Source organism: Streptomyces sp. NPDC036764, assembly GCF_055609385.1.
In genome coordinates this window covers 184,712-203,589 of record NZ_JBVJPT010000004.1, presented here as the reverse complement: position 1 = coordinate 203,589, position 18,878 = coordinate 184,712, and the positions used below count along the sequence as shown (strand labels likewise).

Below are 18,878 nucleotides of genomic sequence, written 5' to 3'. Positions count from 1 at the left end.
CCGGGCAAGGAATGTTTACACCTTCTCCTCAACTGTGGAGAACCCGGGGGTAGTTGAGCATTCAGCCGACTACTTCACCACCGTCGACCAGTCCGGCGACTGCGCCGGGTCCAGGCTGCGCAGCCGCTGGAGCGTCTCGGGCTTCTGAACATCCATCCAGTCGGCGAGCTCCTTGAAGGACACACACTTGACGCCCTTCTTCGTACACACGTTCTCGATGACCCGGTCGACGGCCTTCATGTAGATGCCGCCGTTCCACTCCTCGAAGTGGTTGCCGACGAACAGCGGGGCCCGGCTGCCGTAGTAGACCCGGTTGAAGCCGGCCATGTAGGTGTCGAGGGTCTCCTGCTGCCACTCGGCGTGCCTGGCCGGGTCGCCGTCGGTCTCACCCTTGGACTGGTTGTAGAGGAAGTTGAAGTCCATCGACAGGCCCTGGAAGTCACCGTCCTCGTACGGGAGCATCTGGAGCGGGAAGTCCCAGATGCCGTTCTTCTTCGTCGGCCATATCTGGAAGTCGCCCGTGGAGCTGGCGTCGTAGCGCCACTTGTAGCTCTTGACGGCCTTCAGCAGGTTCGACTGGCCCTCCAGACAGGGCGCGCGGCCGCCGGCTACCTCCTTGCGGAAGTCGAACGGCAGCGGGTCGAGGTCGGTGTAGCCGGTGTTGGTCTTCCAGCGCTCCACGAAGTCGTAGAACTGGTCGATCTCGCTCTTCCACTCCGCCACGCTCCAGTCGTCGCCGCCCTTGGTGCCGCAGAAGTGGCCGTTGAAGTGGGTACCGATCTCGTTCCCGTCCTGCCACGCCTTGCCGAGCTGCTCCAGCGTGGTGCGGATGTGCTCGTCGGTGGGGAAGCTGATCGCCGCCGAGCCCTTGGGGTGCTGGGGCGGGGCGTAGAGGTCCTTCTTGTCCTTGGGCAGGAGATAGATACCGGTGAGGAAGAAGGTCATGTGGGCGTCGTACTTCTTCGCCATCTCCCGGTAGTGGGAGAAGAGTTCGTCGTCGCCCTGGAGCGCGCCGTCCCAGGAGAAGACGACGAACTGGGGAGGCTTCTCACCGGGCTTGAGGGGTTCCGGTTTCAACTGGCCCTTCTGCGGGCCGGTGTACGAGGTCGAGCCGTCGCCGAGGACCTTCGTCCTGCCGTCCCACCCGGGTTCGCCGCTCGGCTGGGCGGAGGCGCGGCCGCCGGCGGCCGGGGAGGTGCCGGAGGACGCGGTCGGGGCGGTGCCGGTCGTGCGGTTCAGGACCAGATAGCCGCCGCCGAGGGACGCGACGACGAGCAGCGCGGCCAGGGTCAGCATCCCCGGGGGAGGGTTGCGGCGGGGTGCGCGGGGGCGGCGACGGCGGCCTGACGGAGACATCATGGGCGGCTCAATCTGCGAGGGGGGTGGGGGGTTGAGGGGGGTGAGGGAGTGAGGGGCTGAGGGAGGGGGGCGGCGGGTCAGCCGAGGCCCAGGGCGCCGGACCAGATGTCGTACGGGACGCTGCCGGCGGGAGTGCCGGCGACGCCCTTCAACGGCAGTGGTTCGAGGCTCTTGGTGAGATCGATGCGGTAGGCCACCACGGCCGTCGACACGGACGCCGCCGTGCCGACGTACCAGGCCGCGGTGTCGTCCTGGGTGGTGCCGGGCTTTCCGGTCACCCGCGCGGTGGGGGCCGCGGCGGCCGGGTGGGCGAGGCTGAAGGCGGACCCGAGCGCGGACTGGACCTGCTCGGCCACCTTCGCCGTCACCGCCCGGCGGGAGGCGGGCTTCGCCAGCTTCACCGTGGAGCCGTTACGGGTGATCCGGGCCACCGAGTACGGCTCGACATGCGTGCCCGCGGCGGCGAACGTGGCGTACCCGCTCGCCATCCGGATCGCGCTGGGCGTGGCGCTGCCCAGGGACAGCGCCGGCACCTGCGGGCCGAAGCTGGAGGAGAGCAGCCCGGCCGCCTGCGCGGTCCGGCGCACCTTGTCCAGGCCGGTGTCCATGCCGAGCTGCATGAACGGCGTGTTCACCGACCGCGCGAGCGCCTGGTGCAGGCTGATCCGCCCGTAGTCCTTGCGGCCGTCGTTGCGGGCGGCGACCTGCTTGCCGCTGCGGTCCCAGTACGGCCCCTCGGGCGTCATGACCGGCACGCCGTCGTCACCGTCGTACAGCGTGTCCGGGGTGACCTCGGTCGGGCCGCCGTCGCGGGTGCGCTGGACGCCGTTGTGGAGCGCGGAGGCGTAGACGAAGGGCAGGAAGGCCGAACCGGCGGGCACGGTGGTCGCGTTGGACTCGTTGTAGCCCTGCGTACGGTGGTCGGGGCCACCGTAGACGGCGAGGATGCGTCCGTCGGTGGCCACCGACGCGGCTCCGTAGTGCGCGGCCCTCGCCGTGTCCGCGTCCGCCTTCCTCGCCTTGCCGCGAGCCTTGGTCACGGCGTCGGTGAGCGCGGTCTCCCGCTTGCGGTCGAAGGTCGTGTAGATCTGGTAGCCGCCGAGGTCGAACTGCTGGTCCGTCAGGTGCGCGGCCTTTTTCGCGTACTGCGCGGCCAGTTCCACCAGGTAGTCGCTCTGCTTGCCGGTGTCGTAGCCCCGGCCCTGCTTCAACGGCTCGGGGAACGCACGGTACTTGGCCCGCTCGGACGGCGACAGCCGGCCTATGTCGACCATGCGGTCGAGGATCCACGACCAGCGCTCCACGGCCCGCGCGTGGTTGGCCTTGCTCAGTGCGGGGTCGTAGAGAGCGGCGCCCTTGAGGAGGGAGGCGAGGACGGCGGCCTCGCTGACGTCGAGTTCGGAGACGTCCTTGCCGTAGTAGGCCTGGGCGGCGCGCTGCATGCCGTAGGTCCCGCGGCCGAACCAACTGGTGTTGAGGTAGCCCTCCAGGATGTCGTCCTTGCTCATCCGGTTGTCGAGCTTGAGGGCGAGCATGGCCTCGGTGAACTTGCGGCCGACCGAGCGGTCCTGGTTGAGGTAGACGTTCTTGACGTACTGCTGGGTGATGGTGGAGCCGCCCTGGGTGTCGCCCTCGCCAAAGGTGCGCCACACGGCCCGGGTGAGGCCGCTGAGGGAGATGCCGGGGTCGTTGTAGAAGCTGGCGTTCTCGGCGGCGAGCACGGCCCAGCGGACGTCCTCGGGTATGTCCTTCAGCGGCATGTCCTGCCGCCGCACCCAGCCGGTGCGGGCCATGGGCGTCCCGTCGGACCAGAAGTAGACGTTGTCCTGCTGGGTCGCGTACGAGTTGAGGTTCTTGGGGATGTCGGTGGTGGCGTAGGCCACACCCAGGGCGACGGTGGTCAGGCCGAGGAACGTCAGCGCGCCGCCGAGCCACTGCCGCCACGAGGGCATCCAGCGGCGCCAGCCGGTGCGGCCGGGGCGCGGGTACTGCGGGCGCAGCCGACGTGCGTAGGGCGCGGCGCGGGTCGCCCAGGGCCCCGCGAGCGCTTTGAGCCGGGACAGGGCGGCAGGGCGCGCGGCCTTGCGGCGGCGCCCTGGTGGGCGGAATCGGCTCTTGTCTGAAGAGACGTCTGAATTGCGGGATAAACCCGCCTCGACCGTCCGCAATTGCACGGTCTCGTCCGGCGGGAGCGCGGGGACCTTTAACTGCATGGTCTCGTCCGGCTCCTGCCCAGCCCTGGTCACGGCTGCGCCCCTCCCCGCATTCGGTCGTGCCCGCGAGGAAGGGCATGGCCGCCGCGGTCAACGGCAGCGCGCCCCCTGTTCCCCCGGCCTTACGGCTCCCTCGCGTCGATCGAAAAATATCAGTGCTCTTTTCAATTTCTCCACACCGGTATCGGACAGCTCCGATCGCAAACGACCGCAGAGGGGTGTGTAACCGGTCATGCCGATTAACCTGTGACCATGCCTCGCTACGAATACCGCTGCCGAAGCTGCGGCGACACCTTCGAACTGAACCGTCCGATGGCGGAGTCCTCCGCCCCGGCGAGCTGCCCGGCCGGCCACGCGGACACCGTGAAGCTTCTGTCGACGGTCGCCGTCGGCGGGACGGCGTCCGCCCCGGCCGCGGCTCCGAGGGCGAGCGGCGGCGGGGGCGGCTGTTGTGGTGGGGGCTGCTGCGGCTAGGCAGACCGGTACACCTCCGACTGCGGGTGCGTGGGGGCTGGTCGCGCAGTTCCCCGCGCCCCGCAGGGCGCTCCGCGCCCTTTAGGGCGCTTCCGTGCGGGTTGCCTTCAGGAACTCCCTCAGGATGCGCTCCCCCGCCAGGACGCCCCGCTCCGGCAGCGCGCTGATCGCCGGGGCCGTCCAGTCGGCGTCCGCGAGCTCTCCGTGGCCCGGGCGCCAGCCCCGGTCGGCGGCCAGGAGCAGGTCGGCGTCCAGGAGGGAGTCACCGGCGGCCAGCGTCAGGGCCGCGCCCGTGCGGCGGGCGACCTCGTGCATGGCGGCGCTCTTGGTCAGCGGCTTCGGGACGGCGTAGATCTTGCGGCCCTGCAGCGACACCGTCCAGCCCCGGTTCTCCGCCCACACCGCGAGCTCCTTCACCCATTCCTCGGGCAGCAGCTCGCGCTCGACGACCAGGTAGGCGAAGAGGTCCTCGGCGATCCGGTGCTTGCGCACCCACGCCGGGGACGCCGACGCCATCAGATGGTCCTGCACCTCCGCGAGCGGCGCGCACTGCTCGGCCAGCCGGGCGGCGACCCGCGCGCTCCAGTCGGGGTCGGCGACGCCGTCGACGAGGATGTGGCCGCCGTTGGCGCAGATCGCGTACTTCGGCTCGGGGCCCGGCAGGTTGATGCGCTGGTACTGCTTGCGGGTCCGGGTCGTCGTCGGCACGAAGACCGCCGCGTCACCGAGGTCGGTCAGCAGCCCGGCCGCCGTCTCGGTCATGTACGACAGCGGCCTGCTCTCGTGCACCTCCACGCACAGCAGCCTCGGTGCCCGCGCGTCCGGCATGGTCAGCGCGAGGGCCGCGGCGGAGTAGATCAGCGTACGGTCGAGGTCGCTCGCCACCAGCACCGGCATCAGAGGTTCACCGCCCGGCCGTCGGCGCCCGTCGCGCCCCGCGTGTACTTGGGGTGGATCAACCCCACGCAGGTGTACGGCAGTTCGGCCACTTCCTCCACCGGTACTCCTCTTTGTTCGGCCAGCAGGCGTACGTGGTCCAGGTCGGCGCCGGCTCCGGCCCGCGCCAGGATCTTCCAGGGCACCCGGCGCAGCAGCACCCGCGTGGTCTCGCCGACGCCCGGCTTGACGAGGTTCACGTCGTGGATGCCGTACTCCTCGCTGATGCGCTCGACGGCCGCCCAGCCCTCCCAGGTCGGCTCGCGGTCGCCGGACAGCAGTTCCTTGGCGGTCGCGTCGACGGCGTCCACGACCTCCGGGAAGCGGGCGGAGACGGCGTCCAGGAAGGCCACGGAGACGTCGGCGCCGGCGAGTTCGCGGTAGAACTTCGCGCCGTGGTAGTCGTGCGGGCCGACCAGGTCGGCGCGCAGGACCGTACGGGAGATCAGGCCGGAGACCGTGGAGTTGAGGCACGCGGAGGGGATCAGGTAGTCCTCGCGGGTGCCGTACGTCCGCACGCACGAGCCCGGGTCGGCCAGGACCGCGATCTCCGGGTCGAAGCCGGTGATGCCGTCGGACGCCTCGAACTCGCGTATCGCCGCGGACAGTTCACGGGTGATCGCGCCCTTGCCGGTCCAGCCGTCGACGAAGACGACGTCCCGCGGGTCGTGGTGCGCGGCCAGCCAGCGCAGGGCGTTGGCGTCGATGCCGCGTCCGCGCACGATCGAGACGGCGTAGTGGGGCAGGTCGAGGCCGTGCCGGAACTGGGCCCAGCGGCGCATCAGGACGCCGACGGGGGTGCCGGCGCGGGCGAGCGAGACGAGCACGGGCCTCGGTGACCTCTCGGCCAGCACGAGCTCGGTGACCGCGCCGGCCGCCTGTGCCAGCCGCGTCGCCGACTCCGCCAGTGCCGCGTGGAACAGCTCCTGGTACTGCTCACTCGGCTGGTACTCCACCGGCAGCGACTCCGCGTAGTGCGCGCCGCCGCTCTGGATGGCCTCCTCGCGCTCCTCGGTCGGCGCCTCCAGCGTCACGTCCGAGAGGTCCTGGAGCAGCCAGCCGACCTCCTCGGGGGCGTACGAGGAGAAGGCGGGGCCGCGGAGGGGCTCGGGCAGCATCGGGTGCCTTTCGGGAAGGGCCAGGGGCCCGGGGACGTACGACGGCACGACCGCCAGCAGAACGTGGGGGGTGTGGTCGGCGAGCCGGGCCAGCAGGCCCTCGGGGGCGTGCAGTTCGGGGGTGTCGGCGACCGAGTCGACGACGGCTATGACGGCGTCGAAGCCGGCGCCCGCGACGTTGTAGGCGTAGCGCTCGCCGGGGCCGTCGGCCGGGGTGTCGTGGGCCGGGAAGACCAGGCGGGTGCGTATCGCGTAGCCCGGGTCGTCGACCGCGAGGACGGGCGAGCGGGTGGTGGTCGAGTAGCGGACCTCGACGCCCTCGGCGACCTGCTCCAGCTCACGGGCGAGCCTGAGCGGCGCGTACATCAGCTCCTCGAAGCCGAGGACGAGGACGCTGCGCGCGTCGGCGGGGAGTGCCTCCGCGAGGCGGGCCGTCATGGCGGGGAGGGCGCTGTCGAGGCGGGAGCGGTGTGCGGGGCTGAAGCCGTGCCGACCGCCGTCGGGGAGGCCGGGGGGCCAGTGCAGGTCCACGCGGGTCGCGTGGGGGCCGGTGGGGTCGTCGTCCGGGTGCGGGCCGGTAGGGGCCGGTCGCGCAGTTCCCCGCGCCCCTGGGGGGTTGGCGTCCTGGGCGGCTTCAAGGGCAACGCCGCTGCTTGGGAGGTTGCCCTCCAGGCCGGCTTCAGCGGCAACGCCGCTGCTTGGGGGCGCGGGGAACTGCGCGCCCGGCCCAGACGGCGCCGCGGACGACGAAGAACCCTCCGCCGCACTCTCCGCCTCGTACCGCGCCACCAGCTCCTGCCCCTTCTCCAGCACCCCCTCGGGCAGCCGTACCGTCCCCGAGGCCGCCGCCACCAGGTCCACCCGCGCGCCGATCTCCCGCGCGAACTTCTCCAGCCGCCCGGCGTCGGCCGCCGACCGCATGTCCACGAGCGCGACCACGACGTACCGCCGCCGCGGATACCGCTCGTGGAGATCCCGGACGGTGTTCAGCACCGTGTTCCCGGTCGAGAACTCGTCGTCGACCAGGACCAGCGGCCCGTCACCGACCAGCAGCGCCGGATCCTCCGGCAGCAGCAGATGGGACGTGGCGTGCGAGTGGGACTCCTCGAAGCCGCCCGCACGGGCGACGCCGGCGACCGGCCGGCGCGTGGAGTGCAGATACGGGGCGAGGCCGACACCGTCGGCGACGGCGTGCCCGAGCCCGGTCGCCGTCTCCGCGTAACCGAGGACGACCGCCCTGGCGGCCTCGCCGTCGCCCAGCAGCTCCCGCACCCGACGGCCCAGGGCGAAGCCGGCGCCGTACACCACGGTGGGTGACTGCGGTACGTGCTTGCCGAGCACGTTGGAGACCAGCAGATGGGCCCGCTTGGGGTTGCGCCGCAGGGCGAGCCCCAGCATCTCGGTGAGCTCGTCGTCGCCCACGAGCTCGACCCCGAGCCGCTCGGCGACCCAGCTCCCGGACCAGACCCCGTTGTTCACTGCCTTGTTCATGCGTCCCTTGGAATTAGAGGCCGGTCGGCCGGTTCAGGCCGGGATTCCGGCGGCGAGCAGCTCCACGAAGCCGATGTCCTCATTGGCCACACCGAACGCCTCGGCCCGCAGCATGGTGCGCTCGGCCCAGGCACGATGCGGCTTCACCTCATTCATCTTGTTCGTGTACTGCGACCTGAGTACACCCCCGCCGCAGCGCTCGGGCCGCAGGATGTCCTCGGCGTCACTGAACTCCTCGTGACTGACCACGGACAGCGCGTGCACGGGCAGCACATGGGAGGGGTGGATGCACGTCTTGCCGAGCAGGCCGTTGGCGTGGTCCATGGTGATCTCGCGCAGCAGGCCGTCCATGGAGTGCTCGATCAGGGCCTCGCGCAGTTCCTCGGCCTGGCCCTCGAGGAAGGGGCTGCGGCGCAACTGGGGCTTGAACATGCGTTCCTGCACCCGGAAGTACTCCCACACCGGCCCGGTCACGGTGAATCCGGTGCCGTCGGCCCGGCCCAGCATGTTCACCACGTCGGCGATCACGGAGGCGACGATCTGGACGTCGTACGCGGTCATGTCCGGGGCCCGGCGCAGCCCGTACGACGAGCAGAAGTCGGTGACGCCGAGGCGCAGCGCGAGCACCCGGTCCCGGTACTTGTCGACGGCGCGGGAGACGCCCTCCAGGGTCTCCACGCGTGACTCGCGGTACATCAGCTCGGGCGATTCCAGCACCGGCATGGCGAACAGCCGGCGGCCGCTCGCCGTCTCGGCGGTCGCGAGGGCCTCCAGGAAGGGCATGCCCCGTTCCTCGGTGAACTTCGGCAGCACGAATCCGGACAGCAGCCGGACGGCAGGACCGATTCTGCGCACCAGATCGGGGATCTGCTCGGGGGTGCGGACCCGGATGAAGAGCAGCGGCAGATCGTCCGCGCCCTCGCGTCCCGCGAGGTCGGCGAACTGGCGGACCAGGTTCTCCTCGCCCTCCGCGACGTCCGCGTCACCGATCGAGTCCTCCAGGCACAGCACCATCGAGACCACGCCGCGTCCGGTCTGCTTGACGATGTCGTCGGCGAGCCGCGGCCGGGTGGCCGGACTGTAGAGCGTGGCGCCCAGGGCCGCGGAGAGCAGCCGGGCCGGAGAGTCGGCAGTGAACTCGCACGGTTCCTGATGGAACAGGCGCTGCCGCACCTCCGGGGCGATGTGCCCGAAATGACGCATAGAACTCCCCCGTGGAGACCGAGTGGCCCTGTGACCGGTTCACAGGTGGCCGGTAATAGTACGTAGATACCCATGTCAGGGGTTCCCGACGGGCATGAATTTCTGGTAACGCGGACAAACACGACCACGCACGGTCTGTGTACCCCCGCGTTGTCGTGACCAGGACGGAGAGGGCAGGATGACGGCATGACGCACGCGATGTTGAAGGGGTCGAACGTCCCGCTCGAAGCCACGACGGTACGCGCCGTGCTGCGCTGGACGCCCGGGCAGGGGGTCCCGGATGTCGACGCCTCGGCTCTGCTCCTCGGCCCCGACGGTCGCGTGCGCTCCGACGAGGACTTCGTCTTCTACAACCAGCCCCGGCACCCCTCCGGGAAGGTCTGGCGGCTCGGCAAGAAGCGGCTCGCCGAGGGCCTCACCGACACGATCCAGACAGATCTGGCCGGTGTCGAGTCCGGCGTCGGTCAGATTCTGGTGGTCGCATCGGCGGACGGGGTCGCCTTCGACCGCGTACGGGATCTGCGCATCCTGCTGTACGACGCGGCGGCCGCCGAGGGTGATCCGCTGGCGTACTTCGACATCAAGCCGGAGACGGGCCAGGAGACGGCCCTGATCTGCGGTGAGCTGTACCGCCGCGGTGACGGCTGGAAGTTCCGCGCCCTCGGCGAGGGCTACTCGGACGGCCTCAAGGGCCTGGCCACGGACTTCGGCATCTCGGTGGACGAGTCGGAGACCCTGGACGACCACGCGCAGACACCCGAGGTCTCCCAGCCGCTGCCCCCGGAGCAGCCGACGACCGCCGTCCCGTCCCAGCCGGCCTACGGCTACCCCCAGCAGCCCCCGCCGACCCAGCCGGCGTACGGCTACCCTCAGTCGACCAGCCAGCCGGCCATGGCCCAGTCGGGCTACGGCTACCCGCCCCCGGTGACGACCGTGGCAGCCCCGGACTTCCGCCTGCCGCCCCAGGGCCCACAGTTCATCGGCCGGTGACGAGAGCGCCCCGTGAGGGGCGCGGGGAACTGCGCGACAAGCCACTACGGACCCGCAGCCGCCGCACGACAGCGGACCCTGGGCTATCGGGCGACTACTTCTCCGCCTTGGTCTTGTAGCCACGTCCCCATTGCAGTCCCCACCCGAACAACCGGTCCAGCTCCGCCTGGAACCCGTACACGAACTTCACCTCGCGCCGGACCCAGATCTCGTCCTTCACGTTCTCGATCATCACCACCGCACAGGACCGGGCCTGCGGGTGCCGCTCGTCCAGGCCTATCTCGATCCGGGGCCCGTTGCTCGGGTACAGCGTGACGATCGCGTGCGTGCGGTCGAAGGCCGGCGTCTGGTCGTAGATGTACACGAAGACCAGCAGCCGCTTGATGTTCTCCCGGTGATCGAGGTTGACGTAGATCGTCTCCCCGGACGCCGACCCGAACCGGTCGTCCCCGCTGAGTTTGACGTACGGCGGCGAGTTGACGTCCCCGAGGAACCCGCCCAGCGGCTGGACGACGCCCTTCGTCCCGTCGGCCAGCTCGTACAGGCACCCGAGGTCCAGGTCGACGTTGACCATGCTCTGGCTGTGCCCGAGCACCTCTGGGGGCCTGAGCGCCTTGAAGGGGTGCCGCAGCAGACTCTCCCGCTGCGAGCCCCCGATGTCGGACGTGCGCATCCGCCAGGTCAGGTTGATGCGCAGGTGCCCGGTCGCCGCGCCCTGCTTGGTGAGCGAGACCCGGTCGTGCCGTTTCGTCAGCTCGATCGAGTTCGACGAGGCGCTGCCCGAGTCGAACTCGGCCGCCCGGCCACGCCAGAGTCCGTCCAAGAAGCCCATTCCGCCCCCACGTCCCACTAAGACCCGCGTTCACTTGGAAAAACCGACGGGGCGGCCGGACGTCCGGCCGCCCCGTCGAGAGCGTTCCTCAACCGTGGGGGTGTCACACCCCGGACGAGACCTCAGTCTTCTCGTCCGAGGCCTCCGCTTTTCCCTCCGCGGCCGCCAGTGCGCGGTTGCGGCGCACCGAGGACCAGAAGGACCAGCCGATCAGGATCACGCCGATGGAGCCGGTGACGAGCTCGGGGATCTGGTACTGGATGGTGACCATCAGGATCACCGCGAGGGCGCCGATCGCGTAGTGCGCGCCGTGCTCCAGGTAGACGTAGTCGTCGAGGGTGCCCTGGCGGACCAGGTACACGGTCAGCGACCGGACGTACATCGCGCCGATACCGAGACCCAGCGCCATCAGGACGATGTCGTTGGTGATGGCGAAGGCGCCGATCACGCCGTCGAAGGAGAAGGACGCGTCCAGGACCTCGAGGTAGAGGAACATGAAGAACGCGGCCTTGCCGGCCAGGGCGACCGCGGAGCGTGGCTTGCCGGCGCGCTCGGCCTCTTCCTCCGCCTCGTGCTCGCGTTCCTCCTCCTCTTCGAGCCGGTCCTCGAAGAAGCCGGAGAGACCGCCCACGATCATGTAGGTGATCAGACCCGCGATACCGGAGAGCAGGACCGTCTCCGCCTTGTCGACGTGCGCACCGCCGTGCTGGTGGGCGTTGGCGGCGAAGGTCAGGGCGGAGATCAGCAGGACGATCAGCGCGATGCAGACCGACAGCATGTCGACCTTGCCGAGCTTGGCCAGCGGGCGCTCCAGCCAGCCGAGCCACTTGATGTCCCGGTCCTCGAAGATGAAGTCGAGGAAGATCATCAGCAGGAACATGCCACCGAACGCGGCGATCGCCGGGTGGGCGTCGGTGACGAGCTGCTGGTACATGTCCTTGTCGTTGAGGGCGAGGTCGACCGCCTCGATCGGGCCCAGCGACGCGCTGATCGCGACGATGACGACGGGGAAGACCAGTCGCATGCCGAACACGGCGATCAGGATGCCGACGGTGAGGAAGATCTTCTGCCAGAAGGCATTCATCTTCTTCAGGATCCCGGCGTTGACCACCGCGTTGTCGAACGACAGCGAGATCTCGAGGACGGAGAGGATCGCCACGATACCGAGGGCGGTCCACCCCCCGAAGAGGACCGCTGCAACCAGGCCGAGCGCGGTGACCGCGAACGACCAGCCGAAGGTTTTCAGAACCACTGGCTACCCAATCCTGTGTGTACGGGGCTCCCGCGCGCCGCACTCGGCTTTACGAAGACTTTGAACCCGAAGTCTAGTCGGCCGCCCTCGCCACCCCACCGGGGCCCGGCTTTTGCTCATATCGCGTTATGAGACGTTGACCCCGAAGTCGAGTGCGATGCCCCGGAGTCCGGACGCGTACCCCTGTCCCACCGCTCGGAACTTCCACTCCCCCTGGTAGCGGTAGACCTCGCCGAAGATCATGGCGGTCTCGGTGGACGCGTCCTCGCTGAGGTCGTAGCGGGCGAGCTCCTGGCCGTCGGCCTGGTTCACGACGCGGATGAAGGCGTTGCTGACCTGGCCGAAGGTCTGGCCGCGCTCGTCGGCCATGTGGATGGAGACCGGGAAGACGATCTTGTCGCACTGGGCCGGCACCTTGGACAGGTCGATCAGGATCGACTCGTCGTCGCCGTCGCCCTCGCCGGTGAGGTTGTCGCCGGTGTGCTCCACCGAGCCGTCCGGGCTCTTGAGCTGGTTGTAGAAGACGAACCACTCATCGCCCAGTACCCGACCGCTGCTGCACACCAGCGCGCTGGCGTCGAGGTCGAAGGGGGCTCCGGTGGTGGAGCGCGCGTCCCAGCCGAGCCCGACCATCACCTGAGTGAGGTTGGGTGCGGCCTTGGACAGGGAGACATTTCCTCCCTTGGCGAGCGTGACGCCCATGATGCTGGTCCTCCCCGCGTGATGCTTCTTTGGTTGTCCTGCACTCCCCCGAAGGGGGCGCCCCCGGGCGCCGCACCGAAACGGTACGGCGCCGGACTCGGCCAGTGATGTCCTGGACGATCACATCTCGGATGCTGAACTCAGACGTTCACACCGAAGTCCTGCGCGATGCCGCGCAGGCCCGACGCGTAACCCTGACCGATGGCGCGGAACTTCCACTCCGCACCGTGCCGGTACAGCTCGCCGAAGACCATCGCGGTCTCGGTGGACGCGTCCTCGCTGAGGTCGTAGCGCGCGATCTCGGCGCCGCCGGCCTGGTTCACGACGCGGATGAACGCGTTGCGCACCTGGCCGAAGGACTGCTGACGGTTCTCGGCGTCGTAGATCGAGACCGGGAAGACGATCTTCTCGATGTCGGCCGGGACGCCCGCGAGGTTGACCTTGATCTGCTCGTCGTCGCCCTCGCCCTCACCGGTGAGGTTGTCGCCGGTGTGCTCCACGGAACCGTCGGAGCTCTTGAGGTTGTTGAAGAACACGAAGTTGGCATCGCTGCCGACCTTGCCCGTGTTGTTCAGCAGCAGCGCGCTGGCGTCGAGGTCGAAGTCCGTGCCCGTCGTGGTGCGGACGTCCCACCCCAGACCGACGATGACTGCGGTGAGGCCGGGCGCCTCCTTGCTCAGTGATACGTTGCCGCCCTTGCTGAGGCTGACTCCCACGAGTCCTCCATTGGTGTCCAGGGGCGGGGAGCCCCGCCGTGCGTTTGATATCGGATCAACGAGTCGATCCTAGTAACGGGTTCCCGTGGCTTGCATGCCTTGGTGGCGAAGAATCACGGGTGTCGGTCACCAGAGGGATCGGACGGGATCAGAGGGTGTCGAGCGCCTCGACGTACTCGTTCAGATCGCGCGCGTCCGGCAGGGCGTTGACGACGGTCCAGCGGACGACGCCCTCCTTGTCGATGACGAAGGTGCCGCGCACCGCGCAGCCCTTGTCCTCCGCGAAGACACCGTAGGCGCGGCTGACCTCGCCGTGCGGCCAGAAGTCGCTGAGCAGCGGGTACTCCAGACCCTCCTGCTCGCCGAAGACGCGCAGGGTGTGGATGGAGTCGTTGGAGACGGCGAGCACCTGGGTGTCGCGGTCGGAGAACTTCGGGAGGTTGTCGCGCACCTCGCACAGTTCGCCGGTGCAGACGCCGGTGAAGGCGAAGGGGTAGAAGAGCAGGACGACGTTCTGGGAGCCGCGGAAGTCGGAGAGCTTCACGGTGGCGCCGTGGTTGTCCTTGAGCTCGAAGTCGGGGGCCTTGTCGCCGACCTGGATCGCCATCGTCGTGGATGTCCCTTCGGTGGGGCTGTTCGGGTGGAACCCACCCTATGCAGCGACCACCCGGGCCCGTGCAGGAGGCCGGGCCGGGCTTGTCGGCCCGACCCGGCATCGCCACCGGTTCTACTTCTTGGTCTTGGCGGCCTTGGGCGTCACCAGCCGACTGCCGCTCCAGTCCTTGCCGACACTGACGCTCTTGGATGCCGACAGACCCGCCGTGGTCGCGGCTTCAGAGATGTCGCTGGGCTCCACATAGCCGTCACGGCCGGTCTTCGGCGTCAGCAACAGGATCGCGCCGCCCTCTTCGATGTACGTGGTGGCATCCACCAGCGCATCCGTCAGGTCGCCGTCCTCGTCGCGGAACCACAGCACCGCGGCATCGGCAACGTCGTCGTAGTCCTCGTCCACGAGCTCGGTGCCGGTGACTGACTCAATGGCCTCGCGGAGTTCCAGGTCTACGTCGTCGTCGTAGCCGATCTCCTGGACCACCTGCTCGGGCTGGAACCCCAGCCTCTCGGCAAGGGTCCGTTCCTCCGCGTGGTCCGCGGTCGCGCTCACGGGTTGCCTCCTGATCATGTTTTGGGAATAACTCAGCCACGCGCGTGCGCGAAGCATTGGCCGTAGTCCACACGGGCGGGACGGATCGCGCAAGTACCCGGCCGTTCGGACCGCCGAAACGGTGACGATCCTGAACGTGTCACCGCAACTCCAGGCACGCCCTCATCGTCTCAGGGTGACGCGCACCACACCAATCTGCCCCCTTTGTGCGTTTGGGAACCATGTATGGGTACTCCGCCGTTCGCCCAGTGCCCGGTTACCTAAGAGTAGAGATGACGTTTTGCGCCCCGAGGTACACGATGGGGAGCGGTGCAGACCCTTAGAAACACGGCCCTCTGACAGGTAAGGAACAGCGTGGCTTCCGGATCAGATCGCAACCCGATCATCATTGGCGGCCTTCCGAGTCAGGTTCCTGACTTCGATCCCGAGGAAACCCAGGAGTGGCTCGACTCCCTCGACGCCGCCGTGGACGAGCGCGGCCGGGAGCGGGCCCGCTATCTGATGCTGCGACTGATCGAGCGGGCGCGCGAGAAGCGTGTGGCCGTGCCCGAGATGCGCAGCACGGACTACGTCAACACGATCGCCACCAAGGACGAGCCGTTCTTCCCGGGCAACGAGGAGATCGAGCGCAAGATCCTCAACGCCACCCGGTGGAACGCCGCGGTCATGGTGTCGAGGGCCCAGCGGCCCGGCATCGGCGTCGGCGGTCACATCGCCACCTTCGCATCCTCCGCCTCGCTCTATGACGTGGGCTTCAACCACTTCTTCCGGGGCAAGGACGAGGGCGACGGCGGTGACCAGGTCTTCTTCCAGGGCCACGCCTCCCCTGGCATCTACGCGCGCGCGTTCCTGCTCGACCGCCTCAGCGAGCAGAACCTGGACGCCTTCCGCCAGGAGAAGTCCAAGGCGCCGTACGGCCTGTCGAGCTACCCGCACCCGCGGCTGATGCCGGACTTCTGGGAGTTCCCGACCGTGTCGATGGGTCTCGGCCCGATCGGCGCGATCTACCAGGCGCGGATGAACCGCTACATGGAGGCGCGCGGCATCGCGGACACCTCCAAGTCGCACGTGTGGGCGTTCCTCGGCGACGGCGAGATGGACGAGCCGGAGTCGCTCGGCCAGTTGTCCATCGCCGCCCGTGAGGGCCTGGACAACCTGACCTTCGTGGTGAACTGCAACCTCCAGCGCCTGGACGGCCCGGTACGGGGCAACGGCAAGGTCATCCAGGAGCTGGAGTCGATCTTCCGGGGCGCCGGCTGGAACGTGGTCAAGCTCATCTGGGACCGCACCTGGGACCCGCTGCTCGCGCAGGACCGCGACGGCCTGCTGGTCAACCGGATGAACACCACGCCGGACGGGCAGTTCCAGACGTACGCCACCGAGACCGGCGCCTACATCCGCGACCACTTCTTCGGTGACGACCAGCGACTGCGCGCGATGGTCGAGGGCATGACCGACGACCAGGTCCTGCACCTGGGCCGCGGCGGTCACGACCACAAGAAGATCTTCGCGGCGTTCTCGGCGGCCAAGGCGCACAAGGGCCAGCCGACGGTGATCCTCGCCAAGACGATCAAGGGCTGGACGCTCGGTCCCAACTTCGAGGGCCGCAACGCCACGCACCAGATGAAGAAGCTGACGGTCGACGACCTCAAGCGCTTCCGCGACCGGCTGCACCTGCCGATCGCCGACAAGGACCTGGAGGGCGGGCTCCCGCCGTACTACCACCCGGGGCGCGACTCCGAGGAGATCCAGTACATGCACGACCGCCGCCAGGGGCTCGGCGGTTACGTCCCGACGCGTGTGGTGCGCTCCAAGCCGCTGGCGCTGCCGGACGACAAGACGTACGCGACCGTGAAGAAGGGCTCGGGCCACCAGTCCATCGCGACGACCATGGCCTTCGTCCGGCTCCTCAAGGACCTCATGCGGGACAAGGAGATCGGCCGGCGGTTCGTGCTGATCGCACCGGACGAGTACCGCACGTTCGGCATGGACTCCTTCTTCCCGAGCGCGAAGATCTACAACCCGCTCGGCCAGCAGTACGAGGCCGTCGACCGTGACCTGCTGCTCGCCTACAAGGAGTCGCCGCAGGGCCAGATGCTGCACGACGGCATCTCGGAGGCGGGCTGCACCGCCTCGCTGATCGCGGCGGGCTCGGCATACGCCACGCACGGCGAGCCGCTCATCCCGGTGTACGTCTTCTACTCGATGTTCGGTTTCCAGCGCACCGGTGACCAGTTCTGGCAGATGTCGGACCAGCTCGCGCGCGGTTTCGTGCTGGGTGCGACCGCCGGCCGTACGACGCTGACCGGTGAGGGCCTCCAGCACGCGGACGGCCACTCGCAGTTGCTCGCCTCGACGAACCCGGGCTGTGTCGCCTACGACCCGGCCTACTCGTACGAGATCGCGCACATCGTGCAGGACGGTCTGCGCCGGATGTACGGCGGCGACGCCGAGCACCCGCACGGCGAGGACGTCTTCTACTACCTCACCGTCTACAACGAGCCGATCCAGCACCCGGCCGAGCCGGCCGACGTCGACGTCGAGGGCATCCTCAAGGGCGTCTACCGGCTCGGAGAGGGTCCCTCGGGGTCGATCCCGGCGCAGATCATGGCGTCCGGTGTGGCCGTGCCGTGGGCCGTCGAGGCGCAGAAGATCCTCGCCGAGGAGTGGAACGTCAAGGCGGACGTCTGGTCGGCGACCTCCTGGAACGAGCTGCGGCGCGAGGCCGTGGCGTGCGAGGAGCACAACCTGCTGCACCCGGAGGAGGAGCAGCGGGTGCCGTGGGTGACGCGGAAGCTGAGCGGCGCCGAGGGGCCGTTCGTGGCCGTCTCCGACTGGATGCGGTCGGTGCCGGACCAGATCGCGCGCTGGGTGCCGGGCACGTACCAGTCGCTGGGCGCCGACGGCTTCGGCTTCGCGGACACCCGTGGCGCGGCCCGCCGGTTCTTCCACATCGACGCGCAGTCGATCGTGGTGGCGGTGCTGACCGAGCTGGCCAAGGAGGGGAAGGTGGACCGGTCGGCGCTCAAGCAGGCGATCGACCGCTACCAGTTGCTCGATGTGTCGGCGGCGGATCCGGGAGCCGCGGGCGGCGACGCGTAGCGTCCGTCCGTCAACCGCCGATGGGGTGGTGTGCCTGTGGGTGACCTGCGGGCTACACCACCCCTTCACATTTCCTACGATGCGGCCATGAAGCAAGCGGTGGCGCAAGTGCGCTGGGAGCGGCATACCCAGCGGCCCCTGTTCGGTCTGGCCCTGGCGTTCGCCGTGGCCTATGCGGTGCCGATCGTCCGGCCCGACGCGAGCCGCGCGGTGGTGGACGTGTGCCTCGCGGTGGAGTGGGTGGTGTGGGGCGCCTTCGCGCTGGACTACATCGTCCGGCTGGCGCTCACCGAGCGGCGGCGGGACTTCGTGCGGTCGCACTGGCTGGACCTGGGCGCGGTCGTGCTGCCGCTGATACAGCCGTTGCGGCTGCTGCGGCTGGTGTCGACGCTGCTGCTGGTGGGGCAGCGGGCGCGGATGGCGTCCCAGATACGGCTCACCACGTATGTCGCCGGGGCCGTGGTCGGGCTGATGATGTTCGGCTCGCTGGCCGTGCTGTCGGTCGAGCGGGACTCGCCGGACGGGAACATCAAGACGCTGGGTGACGCGGTGTGGTGGTCGTTCACGACGATGACGACCGTGGGGTACGGGGATCACGCGCCGACCACGGGGGTGGGGCGGATGCTCGCGGTCGGTCTGATGCTGTCGGGCATCGCCCTGCTGGGTGTGGTCACCGCGAACATCGCCGCGTGGTTCATATCTCGCTTCGAGATGGACGACGTGGAGGAGCGACGCCAGACCGAGGCGATACGGGTGCTCACGGATGAGGTCCGGGCGCTCCGGGCGGAGGTCGCCGCGCTGTCGGGGGCCGACGTGAACGTGCCGGCCCCCGGGGCGCGGGGAACTGCGCGACCGGCCACCGACGACCCGCTACCGCCTTCGGACCCGAAGGCCCGCGTTCCCAGGGGCTGAGCGCTCCGCTGGAACGACGGTGATGAACCCGCGGGCCGGTGGGGGCTGGTCGCGCATTTCCCCGCGCCCCTTATGGGCGCGCTGCCGCACCGGACTTCACCGGGACCGCTCAGAACATCCCGTTGCCCGGCGACGCCGCCCCCGCCAGCCAGATGATCGCCAGCAGTGTGTCGATCGCGCCCAGCACGATCGCGACCAACGCCGGGACATGGCGCGATCCGGACCAGGTGCGGCCCATGGACAGCCAGCCACAGGCGATGGCCACCGGGCCGAGGATGATGCCCAGCACGAAGAATCCGGCGACCGCGCAGACGGCTCCGATGATCCCCAGTGTCGCGCGGTCCGGCCCGGTCCGTGACCTCATCCGGCCACGTGAGCGGGGGTGCCTGCGCGTGCTGTGTCCGAAGCCTGCCATC

16 protein-coding genes are annotated in these 18,878 nt (G+C 69.3%); 4 read left to right on the top strand and 12 right to left on the bottom strand.

Annotation, left to right across the window (positions count from 1 at the left end; all coding sequences use genetic code 11):
* Positions 1-69: 69 nt before the first annotated feature.
* A complete protein-coding gene (locus ACZ69Q_RS19080; RefSeq protein WP_471043058.1) occupies positions 70-1,359 on the bottom strand; it encodes a polysaccharide deacetylase family protein in 1,290 nt (429 codons plus the stop codon).
* 77 nt (positions 1,360-1,436) lie between these two features.
* A complete protein-coding gene (locus ACZ69Q_RS19075; protein ID WP_471043712.1) occupies positions 1,437-3,572 on the bottom strand; it encodes a transglycosylase domain-containing protein in 2,136 nt (711 codons plus the stop codon).
* Positions 3,573-3,824: 252 nt separating this feature from the next.
* Between ACZ69Q_RS19075 and ACZ69Q_RS19070 the strand changes: the two genes are divergently transcribed.
* Complete coding sequence (locus ACZ69Q_RS19070; protein ID WP_471043056.1) at positions 3,825-4,046, top strand: FmdB family zinc ribbon protein; 222 nt, start codon at positions 3,825-3,827, stop codon at positions 4,044-4,046.
* A gap of 81 nt (positions 4,047-4,127) precedes the next feature.
* On the opposite strand, the gene ACZ69Q_RS19065 is transcribed toward ACZ69Q_RS19070, so the two are convergent.
* The 3 genes from ACZ69Q_RS19065 to ACZ69Q_RS19055 are packed head-to-tail and all read right to left on the bottom strand — an operon-like array spanning position 4,128 to position 8,794.
* Positions 4,128-4,943 carry an HAD family hydrolase gene (locus ACZ69Q_RS19065; protein ID WP_471043053.1) on the bottom strand — a complete coding sequence of 272 codons (816 nt, stop codon included), beginning with the start codon at positions 4,941-4,943 and terminating at the stop codon, positions 4,128-4,130.
* Positions 4,943-7,591 (bottom strand): phosphoribosyltransferase, encoded by a 2,649-nt coding sequence (locus ACZ69Q_RS19060; RefSeq protein WP_471043051.1) that lies wholly within the window; start codon positions 7,589-7,591, stop codon positions 4,943-4,945. Before ACZ69Q_RS19060 ends, ACZ69Q_RS19065 begins: the two co-directional genes overlap by 1 nt.
* Before the next feature lie 33 nt (positions 7,592-7,624).
* The gene (locus ACZ69Q_RS19055; protein WP_471043048.1) at positions 7,625-8,794 is read right to left on the bottom strand and encodes an HpcH/HpaI aldolase/citrate lyase family protein; all 1,170 of its coding nucleotides are present in this window, start codon (positions 8,792-8,794) and stop codon (positions 7,625-7,627) included.
* Positions 8,795-8,980: 186 nt separating this feature from the next.
* Here ACZ69Q_RS19055 and ACZ69Q_RS19050 point away from each other — a divergent pair, with 186 nt between their 5' ends.
* Positions 8,981-9,784 (top strand): TerD family protein, encoded by an 804-nt coding sequence (locus tag ACZ69Q_RS19050; protein ID WP_471043046.1) that lies wholly within the window; start codon positions 8,981-8,983, stop codon positions 9,782-9,784.
* Positions 9,785-9,878: 94 nt separating this feature from the next.
* On the opposite strand, the gene ACZ69Q_RS19045 is transcribed toward ACZ69Q_RS19050, so the two are convergent.
* The 6 genes from ACZ69Q_RS19045 to ACZ69Q_RS19020 all read right to left on the bottom strand — a co-directional run bounded on the left by ACZ69Q_RS19045 (position 9,879) and on the right by ACZ69Q_RS19020 (position 14,448).
* The gene (locus ACZ69Q_RS19045) at positions 9,879-10,616 is read right to left on the bottom strand and encodes a TerD family protein (RefSeq protein WP_471043044.1); all 738 of its coding nucleotides are present in this window, start codon (positions 10,614-10,616) and stop codon (positions 9,879-9,881) included.
* Positions 10,617-10,719: 103 nt separating this feature from the next.
* Positions 10,720-11,868, bottom strand: a complete 1,149-nt coding sequence (locus ACZ69Q_RS19040) for a DUF475 domain-containing protein (RefSeq protein WP_471043042.1) — start codon at positions 11,866-11,868, stop codon at positions 10,720-10,722.
* A 126-nt stretch (positions 11,869-11,994) separates the two neighbouring features.
* A complete protein-coding gene (locus ACZ69Q_RS19035) occupies positions 11,995-12,570 on the bottom strand; it encodes a TerD family protein (protein ID WP_189696773.1) in 576 nt (191 codons plus the stop codon).
* A 140-nt stretch (positions 12,571-12,710) separates the two neighbouring features.
* Positions 12,711-13,286 (bottom strand): TerD family protein, encoded by a 576-nt coding sequence (locus tag ACZ69Q_RS19030; protein WP_030944541.1) that lies wholly within the window; start codon positions 13,284-13,286, stop codon positions 12,711-12,713.
* Between the two features lie 148 nt (positions 13,287-13,434).
* Positions 13,435-13,893 carry a peroxiredoxin gene (locus ACZ69Q_RS19025; protein ID WP_471043039.1) on the bottom strand — a complete coding sequence of 153 codons (459 nt, stop codon included), beginning with the start codon at positions 13,891-13,893 and terminating at the stop codon, positions 13,435-13,437.
* A gap of 120 nt (positions 13,894-14,013) precedes the next feature.
* Positions 14,014-14,448: a DUF3052 domain-containing protein gene (locus ACZ69Q_RS19020; protein WP_383409898.1), complete on the bottom strand. Its 435-nt coding sequence runs from the start codon at positions 14,446-14,448 to the stop codon at positions 14,014-14,016.
* 354 nt (positions 14,449-14,802) lie between these two features.
* Here ACZ69Q_RS19020 and aceE point away from each other — a divergent pair, with 354 nt between their 5' ends.
* Positions 14,803-17,550: a pyruvate dehydrogenase (acetyl-transferring), homodimeric type gene (aceE, locus tag ACZ69Q_RS19015; protein ID WP_471043036.1), complete on the top strand. Its 2,748-nt coding sequence runs from the start codon at positions 14,803-14,805 to the stop codon at positions 17,548-17,550.
* Between the two features lie 87 nt (positions 17,551-17,637).
* A complete protein-coding gene (locus ACZ69Q_RS19010; protein ID WP_471043035.1) occupies positions 17,638-18,462 on the top strand; it encodes a potassium channel family protein in 825 nt (274 codons plus the stop codon).
* Between the two features lie 109 nt (positions 18,463-18,571).
* On the opposite strand, the gene ACZ69Q_RS19005 is transcribed toward ACZ69Q_RS19010, so the two are convergent.
* Entirely contained in the window at positions 18,572-18,877 is a 306-nt protein-coding gene (locus ACZ69Q_RS19005) for a small hydrophobic protein (RefSeq protein ID WP_471043033.1), read from the bottom strand.
* Position 18,878 lies beyond the last annotated feature (1 nt).

Coding starts and splice junctions, on each gene's coding strand:
- ACZ69Q_RS19080 (WP_471043058.1), bottom strand. CDS start 1,359: ATGATGTCTCCGTCAGGCCGCCGTCGCCGCCCCCGCGCACCCCGCCGC.
- ACZ69Q_RS19075 (WP_471043712.1), bottom strand. CDS start 3,572: ATGCAGTTAAAGGTCCCCGCGCTCCCGCCGGACGAGACCGTGCAATTG.
- ACZ69Q_RS19070 (WP_471043056.1), top strand. CDS start 3,825: ATGCCTCGCTACGAATACCGCTGCCGAAGCTGCGGCGACACCTTCGAA.
- ACZ69Q_RS19065 (WP_471043053.1), bottom strand. CDS start 4,943: ATGCCGGTGCTGGTGGCGAGCGACCTCGACCGTACGCTGATCTACTCC.
- ACZ69Q_RS19060 (WP_471043051.1), bottom strand. CDS start 7,591: ATGAACAAGGCAGTGAACAACGGGGTCTGGTCCGGGAGCTGGGTCGCC.
- ACZ69Q_RS19055 (WP_471043048.1), bottom strand. CDS start 8,794: ATGCGTCATTTCGGGCACATCGCCCCGGAGGTGCGGCAGCGCCTGTTC.
- ACZ69Q_RS19050 (WP_471043046.1), top strand. CDS start 8,981: ATGACGCACGCGATGTTGAAGGGGTCGAACGTCCCGCTCGAAGCCACG.
- ACZ69Q_RS19045 (WP_471043044.1), bottom strand. CDS start 10,616: ATGGGCTTCTTGGACGGACTCTGGCGTGGCCGGGCGGCCGAGTTCGAC.
- ACZ69Q_RS19035 (WP_189696773.1), bottom strand. CDS start 12,570: ATGGGCGTCACGCTCGCCAAGGGAGGAAATGTCTCCCTGTCCAAGGCC.
- ACZ69Q_RS19025 (WP_471043039.1), bottom strand. CDS start 13,893: ATGGCGATCCAGGTCGGCGACAAGGCCCCCGACTTCGAGCTCAAGGAC.
- ACZ69Q_RS19010 (WP_471043035.1), top strand. CDS start 17,638: ATGAAGCAAGCGGTGGCGCAAGTGCGCTGGGAGCGGCATACCCAGCGG.
- ACZ69Q_RS19005 (WP_471043033.1), bottom strand. CDS start 18,877: ATGGCAGGCTTCGGACACAGCACGCGCAGGCACCCCCGCTCACGTGGC.